The 21002-nt window shown below is 60.8% G+C and carries 16 protein-coding genes, 3 rRNA genes and 1 pseudogene (1 of these 20 cut by a window edge); 3 read left to right on the top strand and 17 right to left on the bottom strand.

Features of this window, described 5'->3' with window-relative positions; genetic code table 11:
* Positions 1–149 precede the first annotated feature (149 nt).
* The 3 genes from ACMTA2_RS01930 to ACMTA2_RS01920 all read right to left on the bottom strand — a co-directional run bounded on the left by ACMTA2_RS01930 (position 150) and on the right by ACMTA2_RS01920 (position 3661).
* Positions 150–1826 carry a vWA domain-containing protein gene (locus ACMTA2_RS01930; RefSeq protein ID WP_413793483.1) on the bottom strand — a complete coding sequence of 559 codons (1677 nt, stop codon included), beginning with the start codon at positions 1824–1826 and terminating at the stop codon, positions 150–152.
* A 147-nt stretch (positions 1827–1973) separates the two neighbouring features.
* Entirely contained in the window at positions 1974–2555 is a 582-nt protein-coding gene (locus ACMTA2_RS01925; protein WP_413793482.1) for a hypothetical protein, read from the bottom strand.
* A 104-nt stretch (positions 2556–2659) separates the two neighbouring features.
* The gene (locus ACMTA2_RS01920) at positions 2660–3661 is read right to left on the bottom strand and encodes a zinc-dependent alcohol dehydrogenase family protein (protein WP_413793481.1); all 1002 of its coding nucleotides are present in this window, start codon (positions 3659–3661) and stop codon (positions 2660–2662) included.
* Positions 3662–3768: 107 nt separating this feature from the next.
* On the opposite strand from ACMTA2_RS01920, the gene ACMTA2_RS01915 reads away from it, so the two are divergent.
* Both ACMTA2_RS01915 and ACMTA2_RS01910 read left to right on the top strand, forming a co-directional pair.
* On the top strand, positions 3769–4725 hold the full coding sequence (locus ACMTA2_RS01915) for a LysR family transcriptional regulator (protein ID WP_413793480.1): 957 nt from the start codon (positions 3769–3771) through the stop codon (positions 4723–4725).
* Between the two features lie 116 nt (positions 4726–4841).
* A pseudogene (locus tag ACMTA2_RS01910) lies at positions 4842–5092 on the top strand (IS66 family transposase); the annotation flags it as partial.
* A gap of 3 nt (positions 5093–5095) precedes the next feature.
* On the opposite strand, the gene ACMTA2_RS01905 reads toward ACMTA2_RS01910, so the two are convergent.
* The 5 genes from ACMTA2_RS01905 to ACMTA2_RS01885 form a co-directional block, all read right to left on the bottom strand.
* On the bottom strand, positions 5096–6136 hold the full coding sequence (locus ACMTA2_RS01905) for a virulence RhuM family protein (protein WP_413793479.1): 1041 nt from the start codon (positions 6134–6136) through the stop codon (positions 5096–5098).
* Positions 6133–6660 (bottom strand): DUF3375 family protein, encoded by a 528-nt coding sequence (locus ACMTA2_RS01900; protein WP_413793478.1) that lies wholly within the window; start codon positions 6658–6660, stop codon positions 6133–6135. Before ACMTA2_RS01900 ends, ACMTA2_RS01905 begins: the two co-directional genes overlap by 4 nt.
* A 120-nt stretch (positions 6661–6780) precedes the next feature.
* Positions 6781–8094, bottom strand: coding sequence for an MFS transporter (locus ACMTA2_RS01895; protein WP_413793477.1), 1314 nt, complete (start codon positions 8092–8094; stop codon positions 6781–6783).
* Between the two features lie 39 nt (positions 8095–8133).
* Complete coding sequence (locus tag ACMTA2_RS01890) at positions 8134–8307, bottom strand: hypothetical protein (protein WP_413793476.1); 174 nt, start codon at positions 8305–8307, stop codon at positions 8134–8136.
* Positions 8308–8464: 157 nt separating this feature from the next.
* Positions 8465–9025, bottom strand: coding sequence for a YbhB/YbcL family Raf kinase inhibitor-like protein (locus ACMTA2_RS01885; protein WP_413793475.1), 561 nt, complete (start codon positions 9023–9025; stop codon positions 8465–8467).
* Positions 9026–9164: 139 nt separating this feature from the next.
* Between ACMTA2_RS01885 and ACMTA2_RS01880 the strand changes: the two genes are divergently transcribed.
* Positions 9165–10697 carry an FAD-dependent oxidoreductase gene (locus ACMTA2_RS01880; protein ID WP_413793474.1) on the top strand — a complete coding sequence of 511 codons (1533 nt, stop codon included), beginning with the start codon at positions 9165–9167 and terminating at the stop codon, positions 10695–10697.
* Between the two features lie 205 nt (positions 10698–10902).
* On the opposite strand, the gene pgaD is transcribed toward ACMTA2_RS01880, so the two are convergent.
* The 9 genes from pgaD to ACMTA2_RS01835 form a co-directional block, all read right to left on the bottom strand.
* Positions 10903–11409 (bottom strand): poly-beta-1,6-N-acetyl-D-glucosamine biosynthesis protein PgaD, encoded by a 507-nt coding sequence (pgaD, locus tag ACMTA2_RS01875; RefSeq protein ID WP_413793473.1) that lies wholly within the window; start codon positions 11407–11409, stop codon positions 10903–10905.
* Positions 11406–12761, bottom strand: a complete 1356-nt coding sequence (gene pgaC / locus ACMTA2_RS01870) for a poly-beta-1,6-N-acetyl-D-glucosamine synthase (RefSeq protein WP_413793472.1) — start codon at positions 12759–12761, stop codon at positions 11406–11408. Before pgaC ends, pgaD begins: the two co-directional genes overlap by 4 nt.
* Position 12762: 1 nt before the next feature.
* On the bottom strand, positions 12763–14760 hold the full coding sequence (pgaB, locus tag ACMTA2_RS01865; RefSeq protein ID WP_413793471.1) for a poly-beta-1,6-N-acetyl-D-glucosamine N-deacetylase PgaB: 1998 nt from the start codon (positions 14758–14760) through the stop codon (positions 12763–12765).
* Between the two features lie 12 nt (positions 14761–14772).
* The gene (pgaA, locus tag ACMTA2_RS01860; protein ID WP_413793470.1) at positions 14773–17253 is read right to left on the bottom strand and encodes a poly-beta-1,6 N-acetyl-D-glucosamine export porin PgaA; all 2481 of its coding nucleotides are present in this window, start codon (positions 17251–17253) and stop codon (positions 14773–14775) included.
* A 246-nt stretch (positions 17254–17499) separates the two neighbouring features.
* A complete protein-coding gene (locus tag ACMTA2_RS01855; protein ID WP_413793469.1) occupies positions 17500–19005 on the bottom strand; it encodes a YdgA family protein in 1506 nt (501 codons plus the stop codon).
* 153 nt (positions 19006–19158) lie between these two features.
* Positions 19159–19794, bottom strand: coding sequence for an NADH:ubiquinone oxidoreductase subunit N (locus ACMTA2_RS01850; RefSeq protein ID WP_413793468.1), 636 nt, complete (start codon positions 19792–19794; stop codon positions 19159–19161).
* Positions 19795–19966: 172 nt separating this feature from the next.
* Positions 19967–20082 (bottom strand): 5S ribosomal RNA (gene rrf / locus ACMTA2_RS01845).
* 107 nt (positions 20083–20189) lie between these two features.
* Positions 20190–20305 (bottom strand): 5S ribosomal RNA (gene rrf / locus ACMTA2_RS01840).
* 157 nt (positions 20306–20462) lie between these two features.
* Positions 20463–21002: ribosomal RNA gene (locus tag ACMTA2_RS01835) — 23S ribosomal RNA — on the bottom strand; it runs 2352 nt beyond the window's last position.

Genomic DNA, 21002 nt, shown 5'->3' with positions numbered 1-21002 from the left:
ATTGCAACACAGTCCTGGCAGACAACAAGGAACCCTGTGGGAGCGAGCTTGCTCGCGATAGCGGTGGGCCGATCATGCTCATCATTGACTGATCCGACGCCATCGCGAGCAAGCTCGCTCCCACATTTTGATCCCCGTTGTGCTCGGGATCAGCGCTTGGCCTCAGGCTCAAGGCTCTGGGCAAGCTCCACCAACTGCACAAACTCGGCACGCAGCCCGAACGGATCATCACCGCGGGCCGAGCGGGCCAATTGCGCAGTGTCCTTCAAGCTCATCGTCCCAGTGTAACGCCCATCGCCCTTGAGCTGCTGGGCGAAGGCCGCCACGGCGGCGGAGAAACGCAGGTCATCGCTAGGCTTGTCGTTGTTCTGCACGCCCGCAATGGGATGCTCGATCAATCGACTGCTACCGCCCTCAGCGGGTTTGTAGCGTACGCGCAACATTGCCAATTCGCCTGATTTACCCTCCGACTGGGGCGTGCTGGCATAGCGCAGCGGCTCCAACCAGCCCGGCTGGCCCTTGGGGACAATTTCATACAAGGCCGTCACCGTATGCCCGGCGCCGATCTCGCCCGCGTCGACTTTGTCGTTGTTGAAATCCTCACGCTTCAACGCGCGGTTCTCATAGCCCAGCAGTCGATACTCACTGACCTGGGCGGGGTTGAACTCCACCTGCAACTTCACATCTCGCGCCACTATCGCCAGGGTGGAACTGAGCTGATCCACCAAGACCTTGCGTGCTTCGAGCAGGTTGTCGATGTAGGCGTAGTTACCGTCACCGGCGTCGGCCAATTGTTCCATCAGGTGTTCGTTATAGTTATCCACACCGAAGCCCAGCGTCGTCAGGGAAACGCCGCTCTTGCGCTGGTCCACCGCCATCTGCTTGAGGCTGTCGAAATCACTGATACCGACGTTGAAGTCGCCATCGGTGGCCAGCAGGATGCGGTTGATGCCCTTGTCGATGAAGCTCTCCCGCGCCATCCGATAGGCCAGCTCGATACCCGAGGCGCCTGCGGTGGAGCCTCCGGCGTCGAGTTGATCGATGGCGTTGCGGATTTTCACCTTGTCGCGACCCGAGGTGGGCTTGAGCACCACCCGGGATTCGCCGGCATAGACCACCAGGGATACCCGGTCCTGGTCGCGCAGTTGATCCACCAACAGCTTCAACGTGCTCTTGACCAGCGGCAGGCCCTCGCGACGGTTCATGGAACCGGAAACGTCCACCAGGAACACCAGGTTGGCCGGCGCCAAGTCCGCCACCGCGCGGTCGGACGCCTTGATGCCAATGCGCAACAGCCGGGTGTGCGGGTTCCACGGCGACGGCGCCACTTCGGTGGTCACGCCAAAAGGTGAACCGTCGGTGGGCAAGGCATAGTGGTACGGGAAGTAGTTGACCATTTCCTCCAAGCGCACCGCACCTTCGGGCGGCAGGCTGCCTTGATTGAGCAAACGTCGCACATTGGCGTAGCTGCCGGTATCGACATCCGCGCTGAAGGTCGAGACCGGTGTTTCGACGACGCTATGGATGGGGTTGTCCGGCAGTTTTTCGTACTGTTCACGCGGTTCGCTGCGGTAGTCCGGGGCGATGGCATCGTTCGCCACGCTGGGAGCAGGCATCGATGCCGGCTTCATGAGCATGCGCTTGACCGTCGACTGGCGCACTTCGGCGATCTCGCCTTGCGGTACGACGCTGGGCGCCACGGCTACCGGTTCGGACGGCCTGGCTGCCTCCCGGGAGGAAGACAACCCACAACCGGCCAACGCCACCAGCAAAGTCACGGCGAAGCCTTGGGCAGCAGGACGCATAAAGGGAAGTGGACGGGACATGGGCTGAACCTCGTGAATGAATGATCCGTTCACAGGGTCAGACGCAGGGCACACGCAGTTCGGGTTAACGAGCACACGATTTTTTTGCAGCGCTGCAAAACAGGGCTGGCCACTCCAAAAGTGGCCAGCCCACTACAGCAGGCATGGTTAGCGGGAAGGAATGCCCCGCAGATCATCGGCGATGAATCCGCTCAAATGGCCGGTGTAATAATCTTCGACATCCGAGTTGCCTCTGTTCGTCAGGGCGCCCGCGATGCCTCTCATTGCCTCAAGTTGCCCGATCGCCCCACCCGGCATCAGCCCCTGGCGGGCCTGGGCAAAATGCAGCACTTCGACACCGGCCTTCTTCACCTTGACCTGATAATTGAAATCGACACTGGCCAGATACGTACCGTCGGCGACGATCTTGTTCATGAAACCACCTTGGGTGTCTTGAATACGGCGCGCATAGACGGCGTTGACGTCCAGCAGATAATCAGCGGTTTCCTTGCTGGAGGCATAGCGATTGCCGTCGAGCAGGCGGACGATCAGGTCGGTGTGCAACTGGTCACGGACTTTTTCGTCGGGCAGAAAGCGTTCGTTTTTGCCGACGACTTCAACGTTGAACGTGTCGATCCAATAGGTGGCGGTCTCGGGGATCGCCACCGGCGTAGGGGAAATGTAGTAGTCGGGCTTGGAAGCGCAACCTGCCATAAGGCAGAGGGCCAACAACAGGGTAAAAACTCGCATGTTTGAATTCGTCCTTGAGAGGTAGCGGCATTAATGGCGGCTGCATTCTACGGGGTTTGAATGAGCGCTCAAGTTGTTTGGCCCTGACGGAGTGCGGTCCCGTCTCACTCAATCCCAATGTCCACTACCGTTTTCCCCGCCCCACGCCCCTCGGCTACCTGCGCAAAGGCCTCATTGACTTGCTCCAGGCCAAACCGGCGCTGATCCAGCTTGATCCGCAGTTGCCCTGACTCAACCAGAGCGGCGGCCTGCCGCAAGATCTGACCATGATGCTCGCGCCCCTTGCCGGTCAGCAGCGGCATCAACGTAAACACCCCGGAATAGCTCGCCCCCCGAAACGACAACGGCGCGAGGCTGTGCTGGCCCCAGCCGAGGCAACTGAGCACGTGGCCGGTGTAGGTCCTTACCGCATTGAAGGACGCATCCAGGGTCGGGCCGCCAACGGTGTCGTAGACGATGTCGAAGCCTTCGCCATCGGTGTACTGGCGCACGTAGCTGTCGGTGTCCTGGGTCCGATAGTCGATGGCTGACGCACCCAGTTCGCGGATGAAAGCCTGGCTGTCGGCCGAGCCCGTAGCGTAGACCTCAGCGCCACGGGCCTTGGCGATTTGCACGGCCATTTGACCGACGCCGCCCGCCCCACCATGAATCAGCACCTGTTGCCCGGCCCGAACGTTGGCGCGATCGACCAAGCCTTCCCAGGCCGTAATGAATGCCAGCGGCAAGGCGGCCGCTTCGCGCATGCTCAGTGAGCGAGGCTTGAGCGCAATCAGGCGGGCATCGACCGCGATGTATTCGGCCAGCGCGCCTTGGGCCCCACCGATCCCCCCGGCCATGCCGAACACCTCGTCGCCAGGCGCGAAGTCATTCACGCCCTCACCCCGTTCAACCACCGTCCCGGCCAGGTCGATCCCCAATACGGCGGGCAACGGCTGGCGTGCATGGGCACCGCCTCCCGCCGCGATCTTGGTGTCCAGCGGGTTGACTCCGGCAGCATGCACCTTGATCAATACCTGGCCTTTGCCGGGAACGGGCCGGGCGATGGAACGGACAATCAGCGCAGCCTGAGCGGTTTCGGCAACGGCGGCGGACATGGTGTTGTTCATGACGGTAAACCTCCAATGAGTGGGCAGGTTCATCATGCGAGCGAAGACGCATTCCGATAAGTGAGCAACAATGGATAGGATTTATTCCAGGCAGAGGCTAAATCCTGATGGATCTGTTCGACGCAATGCAGGTGTTCGTGCGGGTGGTGGAGCGCGGCTCGTTCTCGGCCGTCGCCAGGGAACTGAACCTGGGCCAACCGGCGGTGAGCAAGCAGATCCGCGGGTTGGAGCAACACCTGGGCGGGGCGCTGTTTGCCCGCAGCACCCGCCATCTCGCGCTGACCGACCAGGGGCAGCGCTTCTACGCCGAAAGCAAGGACATACTCGCCAGCCTGGACGCGGCACGGCTCAGTTTCGCCAGTGGGCAGGAACAGATCGCCGGCCTTCTGCGCGTGGCGGCGCCCGTCAGTTTCGGCCGGTTGTGTATTGCGCCCTTGGTGGGCGAGTTCCTCGCGCGACACCCGCAGCTTCGGATCGACTTGAGGCTGAGCGATCAGAACGAGGATGTGTTGAAGGAAAACATCGACCTGGCCATTCGCATCGGCGTGGTGAAAAGCGAAGGGCTGGTAGCGATTTCCCTCGGCGACAGCCCGCGCCGGGTGTACGCCTCCCCCGCCTATCTGCAGCAGCATGGCACGCCTCTCGAACCGGCTGACCTGGCCGGCCATAACTGTTTGGCTTTCACGCTGCTGGAGCATTACGACGTCTGGCGGTTCGACCAGGATGGCCGACAGCACAGCGTAACGATCAAGGGCAACGTCACCTGCAACAGCAGCGAGGCCATCCGGGAAATGGTGCTGTCGGGGCTGGGCGTTTCGCTGTCACCGCAGTGGCTGTTCGCTGCCGATGTTCGCCAGGGAACCGTCTGCGCCGTGCTGCCCGATTACCAGCCGCTGGCACTGCCCATCAGCGCCGTGTTCAGCCAAGATCGACGACGCTCGGCACGGACTCGTGCTTTTGTGGATTTTTTGCGTGAGCGTCTTAGAACGACCGGTAGCCAAATAATCGTAAGCGTCGATGATGGCGACGCTGGAGCTTCAAGCACTAACGTTGCCAGGCGCTGACTTCTCAGTAAGCGGCTGGCGAAGTCATTTACCAAACCAGCAGGTCAAGAGCGATAAGGGCAAACGCGTCCACGATTTTTTAAGCGGACGCAATTAACGCTAGGATTCGCATGCGTCAACGACATACCTATCTGTTCGACGTTTGGGCCTACTGCACTACGCCTTTTTCGGTCTCAATGCAGTGGTTTACGACTTAAGTCCGAGCCGCGCGGGCGAGCATGCACGCAACTTCCTTGGGCAAGTCGAACGGCAAGCAAGGGAGATGGCCGACGAAGATCGCTGGCGAATACGCCAAGAAAAAGCGGCGCCCCTTATCGATGCTCTAAATACCTCGATGTTGGCCCAGTGCGATCTTGTGCCCGAAGGACCGTCAATGCCTGGATTGGGTCTTGTTCGATAGCGAGTGACTAAGTTCGCTCAGATTGACGAGATTTTGGTCATCGCTCGCAGCATCTTCTTGCTGGCGCAACTGGTGAAATAGCTCATATTGCGACTCGGCGTGTTGCTTGGCCAGGTCATGAGAAATTTGACCCGCACTATCAAGAATTTCGCGGTCGTTCAATGTCAGGAAACCATCGAGCTTTTTCACCCACTCAGCCATGGACATTGGAATACGACGCATGGCTTGGCCCTCCGCAAACACCAAGTACTGCTCGACCAGATTGTTCAAAGCGCTGAGTTCTTCTGCCGAGAGGTAGTTCTTAGCATTAGCGACATCCTGTTTGCGCACCTTGGCACCGCGCCAGTTGGTCAGCCCCATGTGGGGTTTACCGCTGTTGGCACGATTGTGAATAAGCTCGGCCGCAGTCTGCCCAGTAATCGCCCAGTGCACTTTGTTTTGCACGGTCTTGAAGAAGTTGATACTGGCTTCCTGAGTCGGGTCGTAGTCCACACTGGTGGCGTAGATGTCGGTAATTTTCTGGTAGAAGCGTTTTTCGCTGGTGCGAATATCCTGAATGCGCCGCGTCAGCTCTTCAAAGTAGTCGAACGGCTGATCGGGATTTTTCAGGCGCTCATCATCTAGTAAAAAACCTTTGACAATGTAGTCACGCAACTGCCGAGTGGCCCACTGACGGAAGCGCGTTGCCGTATGGCTTTGTACGCGATAGCCCACAGAGATAATGGCATCAAGGTTGTAGTGCTTGAGGTTGCGCTTAACTTGACGCGTACCTTCCTGACGAACTACTAAGAAATCCTTAGTGGTTGCGTTTTGATCAAGTTCACCTTCGCTGAAGATGTTCTTCAGATGCATCAACACGTTCTCTGGCGTGGTACTGAATAACTCGCCCATCAAGGCTTGGGTCAACCATACGGTCTCGTCGACAAAGCGCACGTCCAACCGGGTTCGCCCGTCTTCGCTCTGGTAGATGATGAACTGCGAGGTATTGCGATTGGCGTTATCCGCGCTCATAGCTCAACGACTCCGCCTTGCTTAACAGCGCGACCAGTCTCCAATGTGCCCCCCAATATTTCTATGTACGGAGCCTGACGAATGCCCCCCTCTTCAATCACTGGCCACCTCTTGTATTTCTCGCCAGGCGAAATCCCACGATATAAAGTCAGGCGGCTTTCGGTCGCCGCCGAATGAGACTGCTCCATGCCCGAAACGAACCGGATCGCCTCGATAGCTGCGGTGGATAATTCATATTCTTCTTCGGATGCCCCTGGCGGGAAGCGCCGTTCGAGATAACCCTCCGACAGCCAGCCCGCTACATAGCTTTGCGCAGTTCCCAGATGCTCGCCTCGCACGCGAAGCTCTTCGAGTTCCCGCTCGATACGTTCATGGAAGATGGATGCGGGCAAACCCCGTGCGCTTTCGTACAGATGGGTCTGGAGCAGTCCCAGGGTCAGAGGCCCATGATCAGAGGCCAACAGCCGCCACAAAGGCTGGGGCCGCAACCGACGAAACGTAGCAATGGCTGTACTGGCTTTCATGCAAGGCTCCCCCAACAGAAGAGATGCCCATAGTAAATACAAAGTGCGCTGAGTCTACTTCGAATCAGGCTGGATCATACTGCTTCAGAAAAGGCCTACAACAAAGCTTACGAATTGTAGTCAGGATCCCGACGCTAGAGCCGAACCATAAACACGCGCCCAACGCCCTGGGAAATACGCCGCCGCTGCCACGCCCACCGCGCCCATCACCACGCAATAGCCCACGCACACCCATGGGCTCCATGGCACCAGTGCAATCAGCAGCAACGGGGTCATGCTGGCCCACAGGGCATAGGCGATGTTGTAGGTGAGCGAGATGCCGGACACACGGATTTTCGGCGGGAACAGGCTGACCATCACCGACGGCACCGCACCAACCACGCCGCAACCCAGCCCGGCCACGGCGTAGGCCAGGCCCAGCCAGGCGCTACCGCTGATCAGGCTGGCGTAGAGCACGGCGATGCCCACAGGCAGCAGCAGGCTGTAGAGCATGACGGTGCGCCAGGCGCCGATACGGTCGACAATGAGGCCGGCCAGGACGCAGCCGATGTTCAGGAACACGATGCCCAGGCTGCTCAGGGCGAAGGTGTGGCTGGGGGTCATGCCGAAGCTTTTCTGCATCACGGTCGGGGTGATGACCACGAACACCACCACGGCGGAAGTCAGCACGCAGGTCAGGATGGCAGCGGGCAACAAGGCCTGGCGGTGGTCGCGCAAGACCGTGCGCAACGGCAGTTCCGCTGCGCCTTCACGATCGGCTTGCAGGGCCATGAAGATCGGCGTTTCGCTCAGCCAGCGGCGCAGCCAGACGCCGATCACACCGAAGACGCCCCCCAGCAGGAAGGGCAGGCGCCAGGCGTAATCGAGAATCTCCGCCGGTGTGTAGACCCGCGCCAGCGCCGTTGCAGTCAAGGCGCCCAGCAAGTAGCCGAAAGTCAGGCCGGCCTGGAGAAAACCCAGGGCATAGCCGCGATGATGCAGCGGCGCATGTTCGGCCACGAACACCCAGGCGCTGGGCACCTCGCCGCCCACCGCCGCACCCTGCAGGATACGCAGCGCCAGCAACAGCAACGGTGCGAAATAACCGATTTGCGCGTAGGTCGGCATCACGCCGATGAGCAGGCACGGCAAGGCCATCATCAGGATACTCAGGCTGAACACGCGCTTGCGCCCCAGACGATCGGCGAAGTGCGCCATGAGAATGCCGCCCAGTGGCCGGGCCAGGTAGCCGGTGGCGAAAATCCCGAAGCTTTGCAGCAAGCGCAGCCAATCGGGCATTTCCGGCGGGAAGAACAACTGGCTAAGGGTCAGGGCGAAGAAGACGAAGATGATGAAATCGTAGATTTCCAGCGCACCTCCCAAGGCGGCCAGGCCCAGGGTCTTGTAATCGGATCGGCTGAAGCGGTCACCGGGTGAAACAGGGGTGGCAGTCATAGGCAAGTGTGAACAATAAAGTTGAAAGAGGGCGACGGTTCAGTCGTCGCGATCAGTGCCCGCCGGTTGAACCGGTGGCTGGCCTGGCTCGGCGTCTTCGGCCTCGTCGGCAGGCAGGAAATCCTTACGGCTCTGGGCGATGGCCCGGCGTATTTCGTCGCCCTTGGTGGGACAGTTCAGGAGGCGGGCGATGCCGTCGGGTTTCTGCGTCATCGCCATCCTCCGGCATGAGTGAACATGGGGCTCGATAGTGCTCGCTTTTGGCGCGTGATGCCAATGTTGCGTCGGAGCGTCAGTGCCATTGTGGGGGGCTGCTTCGCAGCCCAGCGGGAGCAAGCTCCCTGGCCACAGGGGGTTGTGTCGTCTCGGGTCAGCGGTGGTAGCGGCGCACTACGCTGCTGTTGCGCAGGACGTGGCCTTTGATTTTTTCCATCAGTTGGGCCCGTGTGAGGCCGGCAGGCAGGGCGTCCGGCGGCAGGTCCAGGGCGAAGAGCTGGATCAGGTAGTGGTGAGCGCTGTCGCCGATGGGCGGACATGGGCCGATGTAGCCGTGAGTGTTCTTGCTGTTGATACCGCTCATGCCTTCCAGCGAGGACATGGTGCCAGCACCCGCCGGGATCTGCCGTGTGCCGGCCTTGATGCCGTAGTGAATCCAGTGGTCGACACCCTGGCCCCTTTGGCCATCCGGGTCCAACATGACGATGGCGTAGCTGAGGGTGCCGGGCGGGCCGGCGTTCCAGCTCAGGGCCGGGGAAACGTTCTTGCCGCCACAGGTGTTGGCGTCACTGGCCGCCGCCGCAGTGAAGAGGCGGTCGTCCGACACGCCGGGGATGCTGAGGGTAAAACGCTCCTCGGCCTGGACAGCCCCTTGTGCGCACAGCACCAGGGCGACGGCCGCCAGCCAAGGGGAGAAAGAATTCAATCGGGTCATACCGGGGCACCTTGTGCGTGTCTGGCCATGGACGGCTTGCGAACTATAGCCGCAGCTTCGCCAAGGTTGCAGTGACAATTATGCTGAAACTCGTTCCGTTCCTGCGACTCCAAAGGGAAACGCCTGCCGGAGAATGACCATGTCTCTGCATCAAGTCGCCCGTTTCGCCGACGTTCGTGAAGACCGCGGCCTCGAAGTCAAAATCGACGACACGTCCATCCTGCTGTTGCGCTCCGGTGAACAAGTGCGCGCCTTCCAAGGCAAATGCCCGCATGCCGGCGCCCCACTGGCCAAGGGCGCGGTATGCCATGGACGGCTGATTTGCCCCTGGCACAAGGCCGCGTTCCGGGCGGAAGACGGCGCCCTGTGCGAGCCGCCGGCCCTCGACAGCCTGGCGCGCTATCACGTCGAGGTACGGGACGGTGACGTCTGGGTCGATGACCAACCGCTGCCGGCCGATAAAGTCCCGCCAGCCGATGACACGCGCACGTTTGTCATCATCGGTGCCGGTGCGGCCGGCACGGCTTGTGCGGCGGCGTTGCGGGAGAAGGGGTTTGGCGGCCGAATACTGTTGATCGACCGCGAAGCCGAAGCTGGCTACGACCGTACAGTGCTGAGCAAGTATGTCTTGGCCGGCGACATGGCGGTCAACGAGACGGCACCGCTACGCGATGAAACTTACTTCACCCAGCAACGTATCGAAAGGCTCCATGGCGAGGTCACCCATTTGGACCCCAGTGCCCGGCATATCCAACTAGCCGATGGTCGACGCCTGGACTACGACGCCGCGCTCATTGCCACAGGGGGGGAGCCGAAAACCCCTGTGCTCCCCGGTATCGATTTGCCGCAAGTTTTCGTACTGCGTTCGATCTCCCACGCCCGACAGATTCTCGACGCTGTCCGGCCGGGGCAACGGGCGGTGATCATCGGCGACAGTTTCATTGCCATGGAAGTCGCTTCGTCCCTGCGCAAGCGCGAGCTGAGCGTCACTGTCGTGGCCCGGCACCCGGTGCCGTTTGCCGCACAATTGGGCGAGAGCGTCGGCCAGGCCATCCTGGCCCGGCACCGGGCCAATGGCGTGGAGTACCACACCGACGGCGAAGCGGCACGGATCGAGGGCGCCCACAAGGTCGAAGCCGTGGTGCTGGATAACGGCCAGCGTTTGGCCGCGGACCTGGTGATCATCGGCATCGGCGTGCGCGCGGCCACCGAGCCGTTTGCCGAGTTGCCGCGGGAACCGGACCAGTCGCTGTCCGTTGACGCGGGCATGCGTGTGACCGATGGCCTATGGGCCGTGGGCGATATCGCAACCTTTCCCCTCAATGGCCAGCCCCGGCGCATCGAGCATTGGCGCCTGGCCCAGCAACAGGCGCGCATCGCCGCCGCGAACATGCTCGGCGGCGACGAGCACTACCTGGACGTACCGTTTTTCTGGACCTATCACTTCGGCAAACGCTACGACTACCTCGGCCACGCCGAGCATTGGGACGAGGTGGAATTCAAGGGCACGCCCGAGCATCCGCCTTTTATCGCCCTGCTGGCCAAGGACGGCCTCGTTGCCGCCGCAGTGGCCTGCGATGAAGGCCGGGCCATGGCGGCGTTGGCCCAGCGCATGAAACAACCGTTGCCGGTGGACGAGGCATGGCGGCTGATCCGGGACTTCTCGTCGTAGACCTGTCCCACACGACCCAAAATCCCCTGAGGGAGCGAGCTTGCTCGCGATAGCGGTGGTTCAGTCGACTTCAGTAGGGCTGACACGACGCCTTCGCGAGCAAGCTCGCTCCCACAGTTCTGCTCAGTGTTGACCGAAATATCCGCCACAACCCCAATCCCCTGTGGGAGCGGGCTTGCTCGCGAAAGCGTCGGCACGGCTTGCATCAATGTACGGAGTGCTCGGCCGGCAGGTGAATCACGCCGGGACGCTCCAGTGGCGCCAGGGGCGGTGGCTGCAAGTCGGGGCTGAGCAAGTGGAAGTGCGGCACGACGTGGCTGATGTCACCGTCCTGATTGTTGTGAATAGTCTTCGAGCCGGGCTGGCGCAGTGTGTCCAGGCGCTCGTCAGTCAACTTGAAACTGGCGCTCAAGCCCTGGTCATTCACCACCGGGGCCGGCGACCGGCGCTGGGCGAAGCTGCGGCTTTTGCGCTGTTGGTAACGCGCCCAGGTAATCAATAGCACCGCGTTGACCAAGGCGATCCATCCATAGACCTGCAAGGTCCCCAGGGTATCGAACAGAGACCCTCCCGGGCGCGGACCGGCCTGGCTCGCGAACAGCGGCCACAGCCCATTGACCAGCAAGTACAACAACCCCACCCACGCCAGCACGGTAAAAAACGCATCGATGACCACCAGAAATGGCCGTTGCCGGGTCCTGATAATTTTCATCGAATCACTTCCTCTTCCTGATCGTCGAAGGGTTTGATGCCGCGATCCGGACTGACCCAGCGCGCACGCTTCTGATGCTGCCCAAACAACACTTTTGGAAAGCTCACAAGAGTGGTGAACAGGCTGATCAGCCAGAACACCAGTGGGTACCAGACCACCCAGAACATGATGTGCCACAGGCCTTTTTCGTAACGCCGATCGATCAGGATGCTCACCGCGAACTGCAGCAGGCATACCACCGCCAACAGCAGCCCGGTGAAGGCTGGCGGCATCAGGTGATCCACAGCGATGGCCGCGGGCATTTCGACGAACTTGCCGGCGCCCCAGAAGATCACCGACAACAGGAACGTGAATGCCCAACCGGTGGACAGGCAGTATTCGAACAACAGCGGCCACAGGTAGCGGTGGCGGTATTGCCAGATGCCGCGGATATTCTTGAACAGCACCTCGGCGCCCCCCTGGGCCCAGCGCAGGCGTTGCCGCCACAGGCCACGCAGGGTTTCGGGCATGAGGATCCAGCACAGCGCGCGCGGCTCGTAGAAGATGCTCCAGTGATCCAGTTGCAGCTTCCAACTGATGTCGATGTCTTCGGTGATCATGTCCGGGCTCCAGTAGCCGACCCGATGCAGGGCCGTGCGACGGAACGCGACGATCACGCCGGACACGGTGAAGATCCGCCCAAAAACCCGCTGGGTGCGCTTGATCAGGCCGATGATCGAGGAAAACTCGCCGACCTGGACCCGACCTATCAGGGTCGAGCGGGTGCGGATGCGTGGGTTGCCGGTCACCGCGCCGAGGCGGGCGTTGTCCAGCATCGGCGCCACCAGGTAAGCACAGGTGTTCGGCGCCAGCAGCGCGTCACCGTCGATGCACACCAGGTATTCACTGCGCGCCGCGATGGCGCCCATGCGCAGGGCCACGGCCTTGCCCTGGTTTTCCGCCAGGTGCAGGACGCGCAGGCGCGGGTCTTCGGCCGCCAATTGATCGAGCATCTGGGCGGTGTTGTCTTTGGAACCGTCGTTGATGGCGATGACTTCGATGTTGGGGTAATGCTGGCCCAGCGCCGCGTGAATGGTGTCGGCAACATTGTCGCCTTCGTTGAAGCATGGGATCAGGATGCTGATCAGCGGCTCGCCCGCCAGGGGCGGTGGCAAGGTGTCGTCCTTCCACGGCCAGTGGCGCTCCCAGTGCAGCCAGAAATACAGGCCGCCGGCGATCCACAGCCCGGACATGAACAGCGGGTAAAAGAACACGAAGTCCATCAGGAATTGCCCGGTGACCAGGAAGATCAGGCCCAGGGGCACCCCAAGGACGATCGCCAGCACCAGCAGGGCGAGCAGTCTGTCGAGCATGTCAAGGATTCCACTTGTTGGAGAGCGCCGGCCGCACGGTTTTCACTGCGGGCTGGTCTTCGATGAAGTTGTCCGGGTAGTAGCCGAAGCTGGTTACGCCTTTGCGCTTGAGGCGCCCCATCCAATCGGCCAGTTGTTCGCCGTCGATGTCGCTGACCGGCTTGCTGTGCCAGTCACGGGCTTGCAGTTCGAACACCGTGCGCTTGAGCGCGCCGGGGCGGGCCTTGACGGTGTCCACCAGGCGCTCGAGCCAGGGGCCGGATTGCTCGCGGGTCTGCCTTTCCATCAGCGGCATGGCCATCGGTGCCGTCCAGTCGTAGGCGCCGAGGAAATCGTCGAGGTTCTGGGCGAACCAGGCTTCGCTGTCCGGATTGAGCATTGGTTCGGCAAAGATGTTGCGCGCCGTCAGGACCTGCGGACCGCGAATCGCCCGGACCTTGGCAGTCAATTCATGAGTGAAGTCGATCAAGTAGCGGCTCTTGAAGCGGGTCCAGCGTCGCATCGCCGCAGGATCGTCCCGCAGGGCGGCGATGGACGTCGGCAAGCCGTGGGCGGCATAGACTTTCAGGGCCGCGGGGCTGGCATCCTCGAAGTCGGAGAACACCGCGTCGTCATGGTACAGAACACCGTCCAATGAGCTCATCCGCGCCAGGTCCTGGTAGATCTCGCCAATGACCTTGCGCACCTTCGGGTCGAACGGCGACAAACGCACGTACTGGTCCGGGGCAACGCCCGTCTTGCCGGTTTCCGGATCCCAACGCTGTACCCGCGAAAGCTTCGCGTCCAGGGCGAAACTGAGTACCGGCATCCAGGCATAGACCTTGACGTTGGCCCGGGTGCGCAACTGCCATGCAACCCGGTCGAACAGGTCGGCACGTACCGGCAGGTGACGATTGGAGAAGTACAGCGAGTGCACGAGGCCGTCGCCTTTCGGATCGGCGAAGGCTTGCAGGAATACCGTATTGGCGCCCAGGTCGGAAATGCGCTGGACCAACTGGCCAACGTTGGCCTCCTGCTGCACCGGGTCCGGGTCATAGACGTAATCGAGGTCGACATGCACCACGCGCATCGGGTCCATCGTCTGCACCGACACGATGCTTTCGGCGAAATGGGCGCCATCGGGGTCGGACGCCACCAGGAAGCGTGGGCCGCTCATCAGGTTATCCAGGCTGTCGAGACCGTCCTCCAGGGTCAGGGCCATTTGATAGCCCTCGTTGCCGATCACCTGCAACGCCGTACCGTCGGCTTCACCGTACGGCCAGACCCAGACACGCGGGCTGTAGCCAGTGACTTTGCGGATCTTCTCGGAAATGGCCGCCACGTCCTTGCGCAGGCGAGCCTGGAAATCGGCCTCGGTCTCGTAACGACCGGTGGCGGGGTCGTAGCGCCGGGTGGTCGCGGCGGGTTGCTGGTTGCCTTGCGGGTTGGCGAGGATGCCTTTGTGATTGGCATCGGTGTGGGCGGCGATTTCCACCAGGCCCGATCTGGACACCTCGCGAATCTGCTCCCAGGTCAGGAACTCGGAACGCTTGCGCGGCACCCCGGCGAAATCCACCGTTTGGTTCTGTGGTGTATCCACCCAACTGCCGACCGGGGCGAGGATCGCCGGCCAGTTATAGGCGCGCAGGATGGGCATGACGCGGGTATAGAAGCTTGCGTAGCCGTCGTCGAAACTCAGCAGTACCGCACGCGGCGGCAATTGCGGACCGCCATTGCGGGCCGTGATGATCTGATCCACCGTGACCGGCTGGTAGTTGTTTTCCCGCAGCCACGCCAGTTGCTCGATCAACCGTTCGGTACGCACGGCCACCAGCGCCTGGTCCGGGTCTCGGTCGTCGACGTCGTGGTAGGCGATACCGAGCACATGGTTCTTCGGCCACGGGGCATCATTGGCCGCCAGCGGACGCTGCGAAGGCGGCGTGAACGCCGGGGCTTGCTGGGCACAAGCGCTGATCAGCAAGACCCCCAGCAGAAGGATGAATCGCGAAATGACAGGCATCTTCAAACTCTTCTAGAAGCGATAGGTGAGGTCGACAAGCAGGCGCAGATCGCTTTCGCGATCGCCGTCGTAGGGGCGGTTGAGCCAGCTCAGCGCGGCGCCGGCCTCCAGCACGTCGTTCCAGATGAAACGCTGGCCGTAGCCGAGCAATCCCACGGCGGCAGTGTTGTAGTCGCGCTGGCTGTAGGTACCGGCACCGACCTGGAACTGCTGACTCCACGTGGTCTCGTAGCGGCGGTGCAACACGTGATTGACGCTCACGGTCGGCATGACGCTGAAGTCCGATTTCGGATTGAAATAAGGGACTTCGTTGGAACCGCTGTTGCGGCTGGCAGCCACTTCCAGCCCCAGCTCCACTTGCACACGCGGTGTGCTGTAGATGCCTTCGCGACCGGTCAGTTGGGTTTCGAGACGGTTGTTGCCATCACTGAAATGGGACGGGCTGACAGCCAGTCGCCACTCGCGGCTTTCATGGGCCCGCCAGCGTACGAAACCGCTACCGCCGTTAGAGCGAATGCCGCTGTTGAGGGCCCGCAGCGGGGTATTGGCCGAGAGGTAATCCAGGCTGCCGCCGTACTGCCAGTGGTCGTCGATGTCCCGCGCCACAGCCACACGCGCGCCTTGTTTGTCGCCGGAACCATAGGCGTGATTGGAGACCTCGGCTTCCAGCGTCATGTCCCGGGTGCGGCGCTCCACGCCCAGGCGCTGCCAACGATGGTGGCCGGTGCCTTCCTCGAAATCACCCGTGGCGTAGCCGGCACCGCCAAACAGCCGCCAGTCTTCATCGATGGGTGGGCTGTAGAGCAGCGTTTCGATACCAAAATCCCGGCTGCCGGTGACTGCACCCGCATCACCATTGCCACCGCCATAGCTCTTGCCGGTGTAGGCCTCGATGCGCAGCTCGGCCATGTCGTGCACTTCGCGCTGGCGTTGCAGGCGTTTGACGTGAGCATTCTCCGGGTAGCGGGCGACCACGTCGTCGGTCAGTGCATCCATCTGCCGCCATTCCTGCAGCTCCATGGCGGCGCGGGCCTGGGCGATTTCCAGGTCACGGTTGCGCGGGATCGTGGCCTCGACTTCCTTGAGCAGGCGTTCGGAACGGCGCGGCCAGTTACGAGCCTGGTACAGATCGGCTTGGGCCAGGCGCATGCCGGTGTTGCCGGGGCCTTGGTTGACCAGGGTTTCGAGGCGAGCCTCGGCAGAAGGCAGGTCGGCGCCGTATGTGCCGGCCTGGGCGGCGAGTTGCTGGGCGTCCATCCATTCATCGTTGGGGTTGCCGATCGGCAGGCCCTTGAGTTCGATGCGCGGGCGCTGGGCTTTGGCCATGTCTTCGGCCAGTGCACGGGCCTCTTCGGATTGTTCGCTTTCCAGCAACGCGTAGTAGAGCGCGGTGCTGTCTTCAAAACGTTCCGCGGGATCGGCATCCGGCGCGATCAGGACTCGGCGGTACAGATCGACGGCGATTTCCGGCTCCCGCTGTTCCAGATAGGAAGACGCCACCCAGCGCAGGGCATAGGTAGGAATGCTCACACCCTCGGCGAGCAACTTCTGGTATTCGGCAATCACCTCGGCCCGACGGGCGCGGGCGTTGAGGGCGCCCATGCGATCGATGCGCCAACGGAGTACGTCGTCATGGGCCTCGGCCACCGGGGTCCAGGTGGCGAGCAACTTGTCGTAGTCGGCGAGGGCGCGGTCGGCAATGACAAAGCGCTCCTGTTCGCTGCGGCTGGCCATGTCCGCCAGGCGCACCCGTTCGGCCGCAACGTCGCCTTCCAGGCGCCGCTGCACGCCACGGTCGATCAGACCCGGTTGCAGACGTGCCAGGCGCAGTGCCGGCTCCGGCAACCGGGCACGTTGCAGGGCGTAGATGTATTCGCGCGCAACTTCCGGGCTGTTGCCAGCACGGGAGAAGGCCTGGTCGTATTCGAACAGCGCTTCGTGAGGGCTGTCGGCGCGGGTCAAGGCATAACCCAGTGCCAGCCGGCGCATCGGATCTGTCGGTTTGGCAGCGACCAGGGCCTTTGTGCGGGTGACGGCTTCGTCGGGCTGGCCTGCATCGGCCTGGGTCAAGGCCAGGCCGAGTTGCAGGTCGGGGTTCTGGGGATCGATCACCAAGGCCTGGCGGTACAGCTCAGCCGCCGAATCCCAACGCTTGAGGTTGCGATAGGCGCGAGCCGTTGCAGCCAACGCCTGGACGGGCAGCGTTCGAGAACGGCCCTGAGTCTCATAGACGTTGATCACCTCGGCGTCGAGGCCGGCCCAACTGGCAATTTGCAGGTGGTCACTGATCTGCGCGGTGCTGGCCTGGCCGGCCGGCACCTGGCGCAACGCGGTCAGCGCAGGGGTGTAATGGCCTGCACGGGCGTCGAGCACCATTTGGTCATAGGCGGTATCGGCAAACGCCAGTATCGGCCAGCACAGTTGACTGCACAGCGCTACGCGAAACAACGGGCGCAAACCACGTTGAATAAAAGGACCCACAGTACGCGGCATTCGTCAGCATCCTTACATGGCCAGCCGGGTCGCAGTGCCCCCTTGCCCATCAAACAGGAAGCCGGATCAAAGGAATCCAGCCAAGCTCTAATGGGCCTAGTCTTGCACTCTCAGGCGGGTCATTTTCAGGAATGCCACAATTCTTCAGAATCGCTACAGATTTCGGCGCAGCGCTGATCGTCAGGCGTAAAAAAACCCGGCCCATGCGTCATGCACGGACCGGGTTTGCGGTGTTGCCCGAACGCGTTACTGGACCGCGACGCCACCACCCAGCTTGCTCATCACGAATGCCGTGAATTGCTCAACGGTCATTTTCTGGCCGTTGAAATCGACCTGGTTGTTGGCGTAGTGCAGCTTGGTAACGACGTCGTTGCCTTCAAGGGTCGCCAGTTGAGTACCGACGGCCATGGCGCTGAACATGTCGCTAGTGGCGGTGGCTTGATCGGCGATCAGTTTGGCATCCGTCTGGCCTTCCATCTGTGCCTGTACGGTCATCAGGTCCACCAGCATCGGCTTGGAAACCTTGAGATTGAAATCCAGCAGGGCGAGCAACTGACGTCCCAGTTCATCCGGCGGCAGATCCATGGACTGCGGCTTGGCCAGGTCAACGATCAGGCTGGCACGGCTTTCGCCGTTGGCAGTGTTGAACGACAGGTTTTCCAACGCCACTTGCGGGGCACCGGCCAAGAGTTTTTCCAGATCGGCTTTGACCTGCGCTTCCTCAGCTTCGGTCAGGTTCAGCTCTGGAGCTGGTTCACCGGCTGCTGCGGCTTCGGCAGCGGCTTTTTCGTAGGGTTGCAGCTTGGTCTGGTAAATCTGCATCAGCGACATGGTTGCCGGGATGTCCAGATTCTTGAGGCTGACCGCCATCTGCGCCGAACCGATGGTCTTGTCGTTGAACGACAACTCACCGATCTTGTAATCGGCACGCCCCGACGCACTGGTGCCGTTCTCGCTGCTGCTGTTCTTCATTTCGAAGTTCTTCAGGCCCAGCACCGACTTCGGCTCACCAAAGGTGGCCTTGGTGCTGCTCATCAACAGGGTGTTGTCACCCATGTAGTAACCGTATGAGCTTTTGCTCAGGTTACTGGCCAATGTCAGGCCGTTCAGCTCGACCTGCACTGGCGTCTGGTCTTCGGCGACGGTGGTCAACTTGAAGCTGTCCATGTAGCCGTCGGCCTTGATCTTCTGTCCCTGGGCGCTGGCGGCCAGGTCGATTTTCAGGCCGGAGAAGGTGAGCTGGGATTGCTCATCCAGCTTGGTCTCCAGTGGCAGCAGCTCGTAAGTGCCATTGATGGACTCGTCGTAACCCAGGTTGACCACACCTTTGAGCGGAGACTGATCTTTGGTCGCAGCGAACCACTTGTCAGTCAGCGGATTGCGTTCAAGAGCGGTATGACTGGTGGCCATGACCGGCAGCCACTTGAGCGTAATCAAGCGCGAGAATGGCAGTGGGCCGTGCTCGATCTGGTCGACGAAGAGCAGCTCAACCGACTCGCCACCGAATATCTCGCCTTCGCCTTTGAGACGGTAGTGGGCGGTGCTGCTGAATGTGCCACGGTCCATGGAAACCAATTCCAGGGCGGCAGTGCTGTTGGACCCGGCCAAGGCTGTCTGCATTTGCTTATTGCTATCGGCAATAGCGTTTTTCAAGACGCCTTCGAGTTTGGTCCCGGTGTACCAGGCGCCACCCGCACTGATAGCACCGACAGCCACAACGATTCCCAGAAGTACGCTTGCTGATTTATTCATGAGTGACCCGATATCCATGGTTGATGAAAGCCGTCGTCTTCCCTGACCCGCAAAGGGGGTGGCTCGACGCCGTAAAGAGGAGGGGAGATTACCATCACGCACCCTTGCGGGCCCAATGTTTATAGGGGTGAAAACGTTTTCTTGAGAGGTGGTCTACGAATACTGGACTTCGATCTCGTCGAGCTGATGGTCGAAAGTCTTGAGGCGGGCCGTCCACGTGTACACCAGCACTTCGAAATCGCGATTGATCACCGCCGCCCCCGATGACTCGGCACGTGAATCGCAAAAGTCCAGCTGATAGCGCTCCCGTGCCATGGCGTTAGCCACGTCGCACAACTCACGGGCGTTGTTGAGCCAATGCCAGCCTTCCTGGGTGACTTGCTTGTCCAAGGCAGCGCATTGGGTTTTCAGGGCTTCCAGGCTTTTTTCCAGCGGGGTACCGGTGAGTTCGCCCATGACCTCCTGGAACGTGCGACCAGGCTGCCAGTAACTGCCCCAAAAATAACGGTCGAACACCGTTTCGACCCGGCGTAGCGCCACCTTGGTGTCCCAAATCAGCACCAGGGTCTTGCCTTGCTCGAGATGCTTTTTCTTGATGCGTTGGCCCTGGAACGAAGCCCAGGCCACGATTGCAATGGATATCACGCCAATCAACGCCGCCGCGCTATCGAGGAACAAGAGCGCCTTGTCGATTTGATGAGTGAGCATGACGCCGTAGAAATAAGTGGCCGAAAGCAGCAGCAATGCAGCAGTGGCGCACCAGAAGCCGGGAGCATAAGGGTTTTTCATTATTGGAATCCCCATGACCAGTGACGTCGCGGGCCTTTTACCGCCGGGCCCGACTCTCACAGCATAGCAACGGCATTGGGGGTTTGCCGGGGCTTCAGAGACTCGATCCGATTACTGGCCCAAAACGACAAAACCCCTGGCTGCTGAGCAGACAGGGGTTCTGGGAATTCAATCTTGACGATGACCTACTCTCACATGGGGAAACCCCACACTACCATCGGCGATGCATCGTTTCACTGCTGAGTTCGGGATGGGATCAGGTGGTTCCAATGCTCTATGGTCGTCAAGAAATTCTGTGACCAACCCGTTAAACGACAACGTGTCGGTAAAATCGATGACTTCTACTAAAAACAAAACCCCTACCTGCGTCAGCAGATAGGGGTTTCGGAATTTAATCTTGACGATGACCTACTCTCACATGGGGAAACCCCACACTACCATCGGCGATGCATCGTTTCACTGCTGAGTTCGGGATGGGATCAGGTGGTTCCAATGCTCTATGGTCGTCAAGAAATTCGGTAGCCAGTGCGTGCCTTGCGGTCACGTTCCAGCGAATGGGTATGCGATAGTTTGTGTGTTGTCGCTGACGTTCTCGAACTTTCGGTTCGTTTCGTCTTCACACACCGCAATCTGGTCTCTTTCGAGTTCACAAATTGCTTGGGTGTTATATGGTCAAGCCTCACGGGCAATTAGTACAGGTTAGCTCAACGCCTCACAGCGCTTACACACCCTGCCTATCAACGTCGTAGTCTTCGACGGCCCTTCAGGGGACTCAAGGTCCCAGTGAGATCTCATCTTGAGGCAAGTTTCCCGCTTAGATGCTTTCAGCGGTTATCTTTTCCGAACATAGCTACCCGGCAATGCCACTGGCGTGACAACCGGAACACCAGAGGTTCGTCCACTCCGGTCCTCTCGTACTAGGAGCAGCCCCTCTCAAATCTCAAACGTCCACGGCAGATAGGGACCGAACTGTCTCACGACGTTCTAAACCCAGCTCGCGTACCACTTTAAATGGCGAACAGCCATACCCTTGGGACCGGCTTCAGCCCCAGGATGTGATGAGCCGACATCGAGGTGCCAAACACCGCCGTCGATATGAACTCTTGGGCGGTATCAGCCTGTTATCCCCGGAGTACCTTTTATCCGTTGAGCGATGGCCCTTCCATACAGAACCACCGGATCACTAAGACCTACTTTCGTACCTGCTC

Origin of the sequence: Pseudomonas medicaginis, assembly GCF_965119365.1 — a bacterium.
Classification (GTDB): Bacteria; Pseudomonadota; Gammaproteobacteria; order Pseudomonadales; family Pseudomonadaceae; genus Aquipseudomonas.
The sequence above is the reverse complement of the archived record's forward strand: the minus strand, read 5'-3'. Positions and strand labels throughout refer to the sequence as shown.

Excerpts from the sequence above, each read along its gene's own strand:
- ACMTA2_RS01930 (WP_413793483.1), bottom strand. The coding sequence starts at position 1,826 with ATGTCCCGTCCACTTCCCTTTATGCGTCCTGCTGCCCAAGGCTTCGCC.
- ACMTA2_RS01925 (WP_413793482.1), bottom strand. The coding sequence starts at position 2,555 with ATGCGAGTTTTTACCCTGTTGTTGGCCCTCTGCCTTATGGCAGGTTGC.
- ACMTA2_RS01920 (WP_413793481.1), bottom strand. The coding sequence starts at position 3,661 with ATGAACAACACCATGTCCGCCGCCGTTGCCGAAACCGCTCAGGCTGCG.
- ACMTA2_RS01915 (WP_413793480.1), top strand. The coding sequence starts at position 3,769 with ATGGATCTGTTCGACGCAATGCAGGTGTTCGTGCGGGTGGTGGAGCGC.
- ACMTA2_RS01905 (WP_413793479.1), bottom strand. The coding sequence starts at position 6,136 with ATGAGCGCGGATAACGCCAATCGCAATACCTCGCAGTTCATCATCTAC.
- ACMTA2_RS01900 (WP_413793478.1), bottom strand. The coding sequence starts at position 6,660 with ATGAAAGCCAGTACAGCCATTGCTACGTTTCGTCGGTTGCGGCCCCAG.
- ACMTA2_RS01895 (WP_413793477.1), bottom strand. The coding sequence starts at position 8,094 with ATGACTGCCACCCCTGTTTCACCCGGTGACCGCTTCAGCCGATCCGAT.
- ACMTA2_RS01890 (WP_413793476.1), bottom strand. The coding sequence starts at position 8,307 with ATGACGCAGAAACCCGACGGCATCGCCCGCCTCCTGAACTGTCCCACC.
- ACMTA2_RS01885 (WP_413793475.1), bottom strand. The coding sequence starts at position 9,025 with ATGACCCGATTGAATTCTTTCTCCCCTTGGCTGGCGGCCGTCGCCCTG.
- ACMTA2_RS01880 (WP_413793474.1), top strand. The coding sequence starts at position 9,165 with ATGTCTCTGCATCAAGTCGCCCGTTTCGCCGACGTTCGTGAAGACCGC.
- pgaD (WP_413793473.1), bottom strand. The coding sequence starts at position 11,409 with ATGAAAATTATCAGGACCCGGCAACGGCCATTTCTGGTGGTCATCGAT.
- pgaC (WP_413793472.1), bottom strand. The coding sequence starts at position 12,761 with ATGCTCGACAGACTGCTCGCCCTGCTGGTGCTGGCGATCGTCCTTGGG.
- pgaB (WP_413793471.1), bottom strand. The coding sequence starts at position 14,760 with ATGCCTGTCATTTCGCGATTCATCCTTCTGCTGGGGGTCTTGCTGATC.
- pgaA (WP_413793470.1), bottom strand. The coding sequence starts at position 17,253 with ATGCCGCGTACTGTGGGTCCTTTTATTCAACGTGGTTTGCGCCCGTTG.
- ACMTA2_RS01855 (WP_413793469.1), bottom strand. The coding sequence starts at position 19,005 with ATGAATAAATCAGCAAGCGTACTTCTGGGAATCGTTGTGGCTGTCGGT.
- ACMTA2_RS01850 (WP_413793468.1), bottom strand. The coding sequence starts at position 19,794 with ATGAAAAACCCTTATGCTCCCGGCTTCTGGTGCGCCACTGCTGCATTG.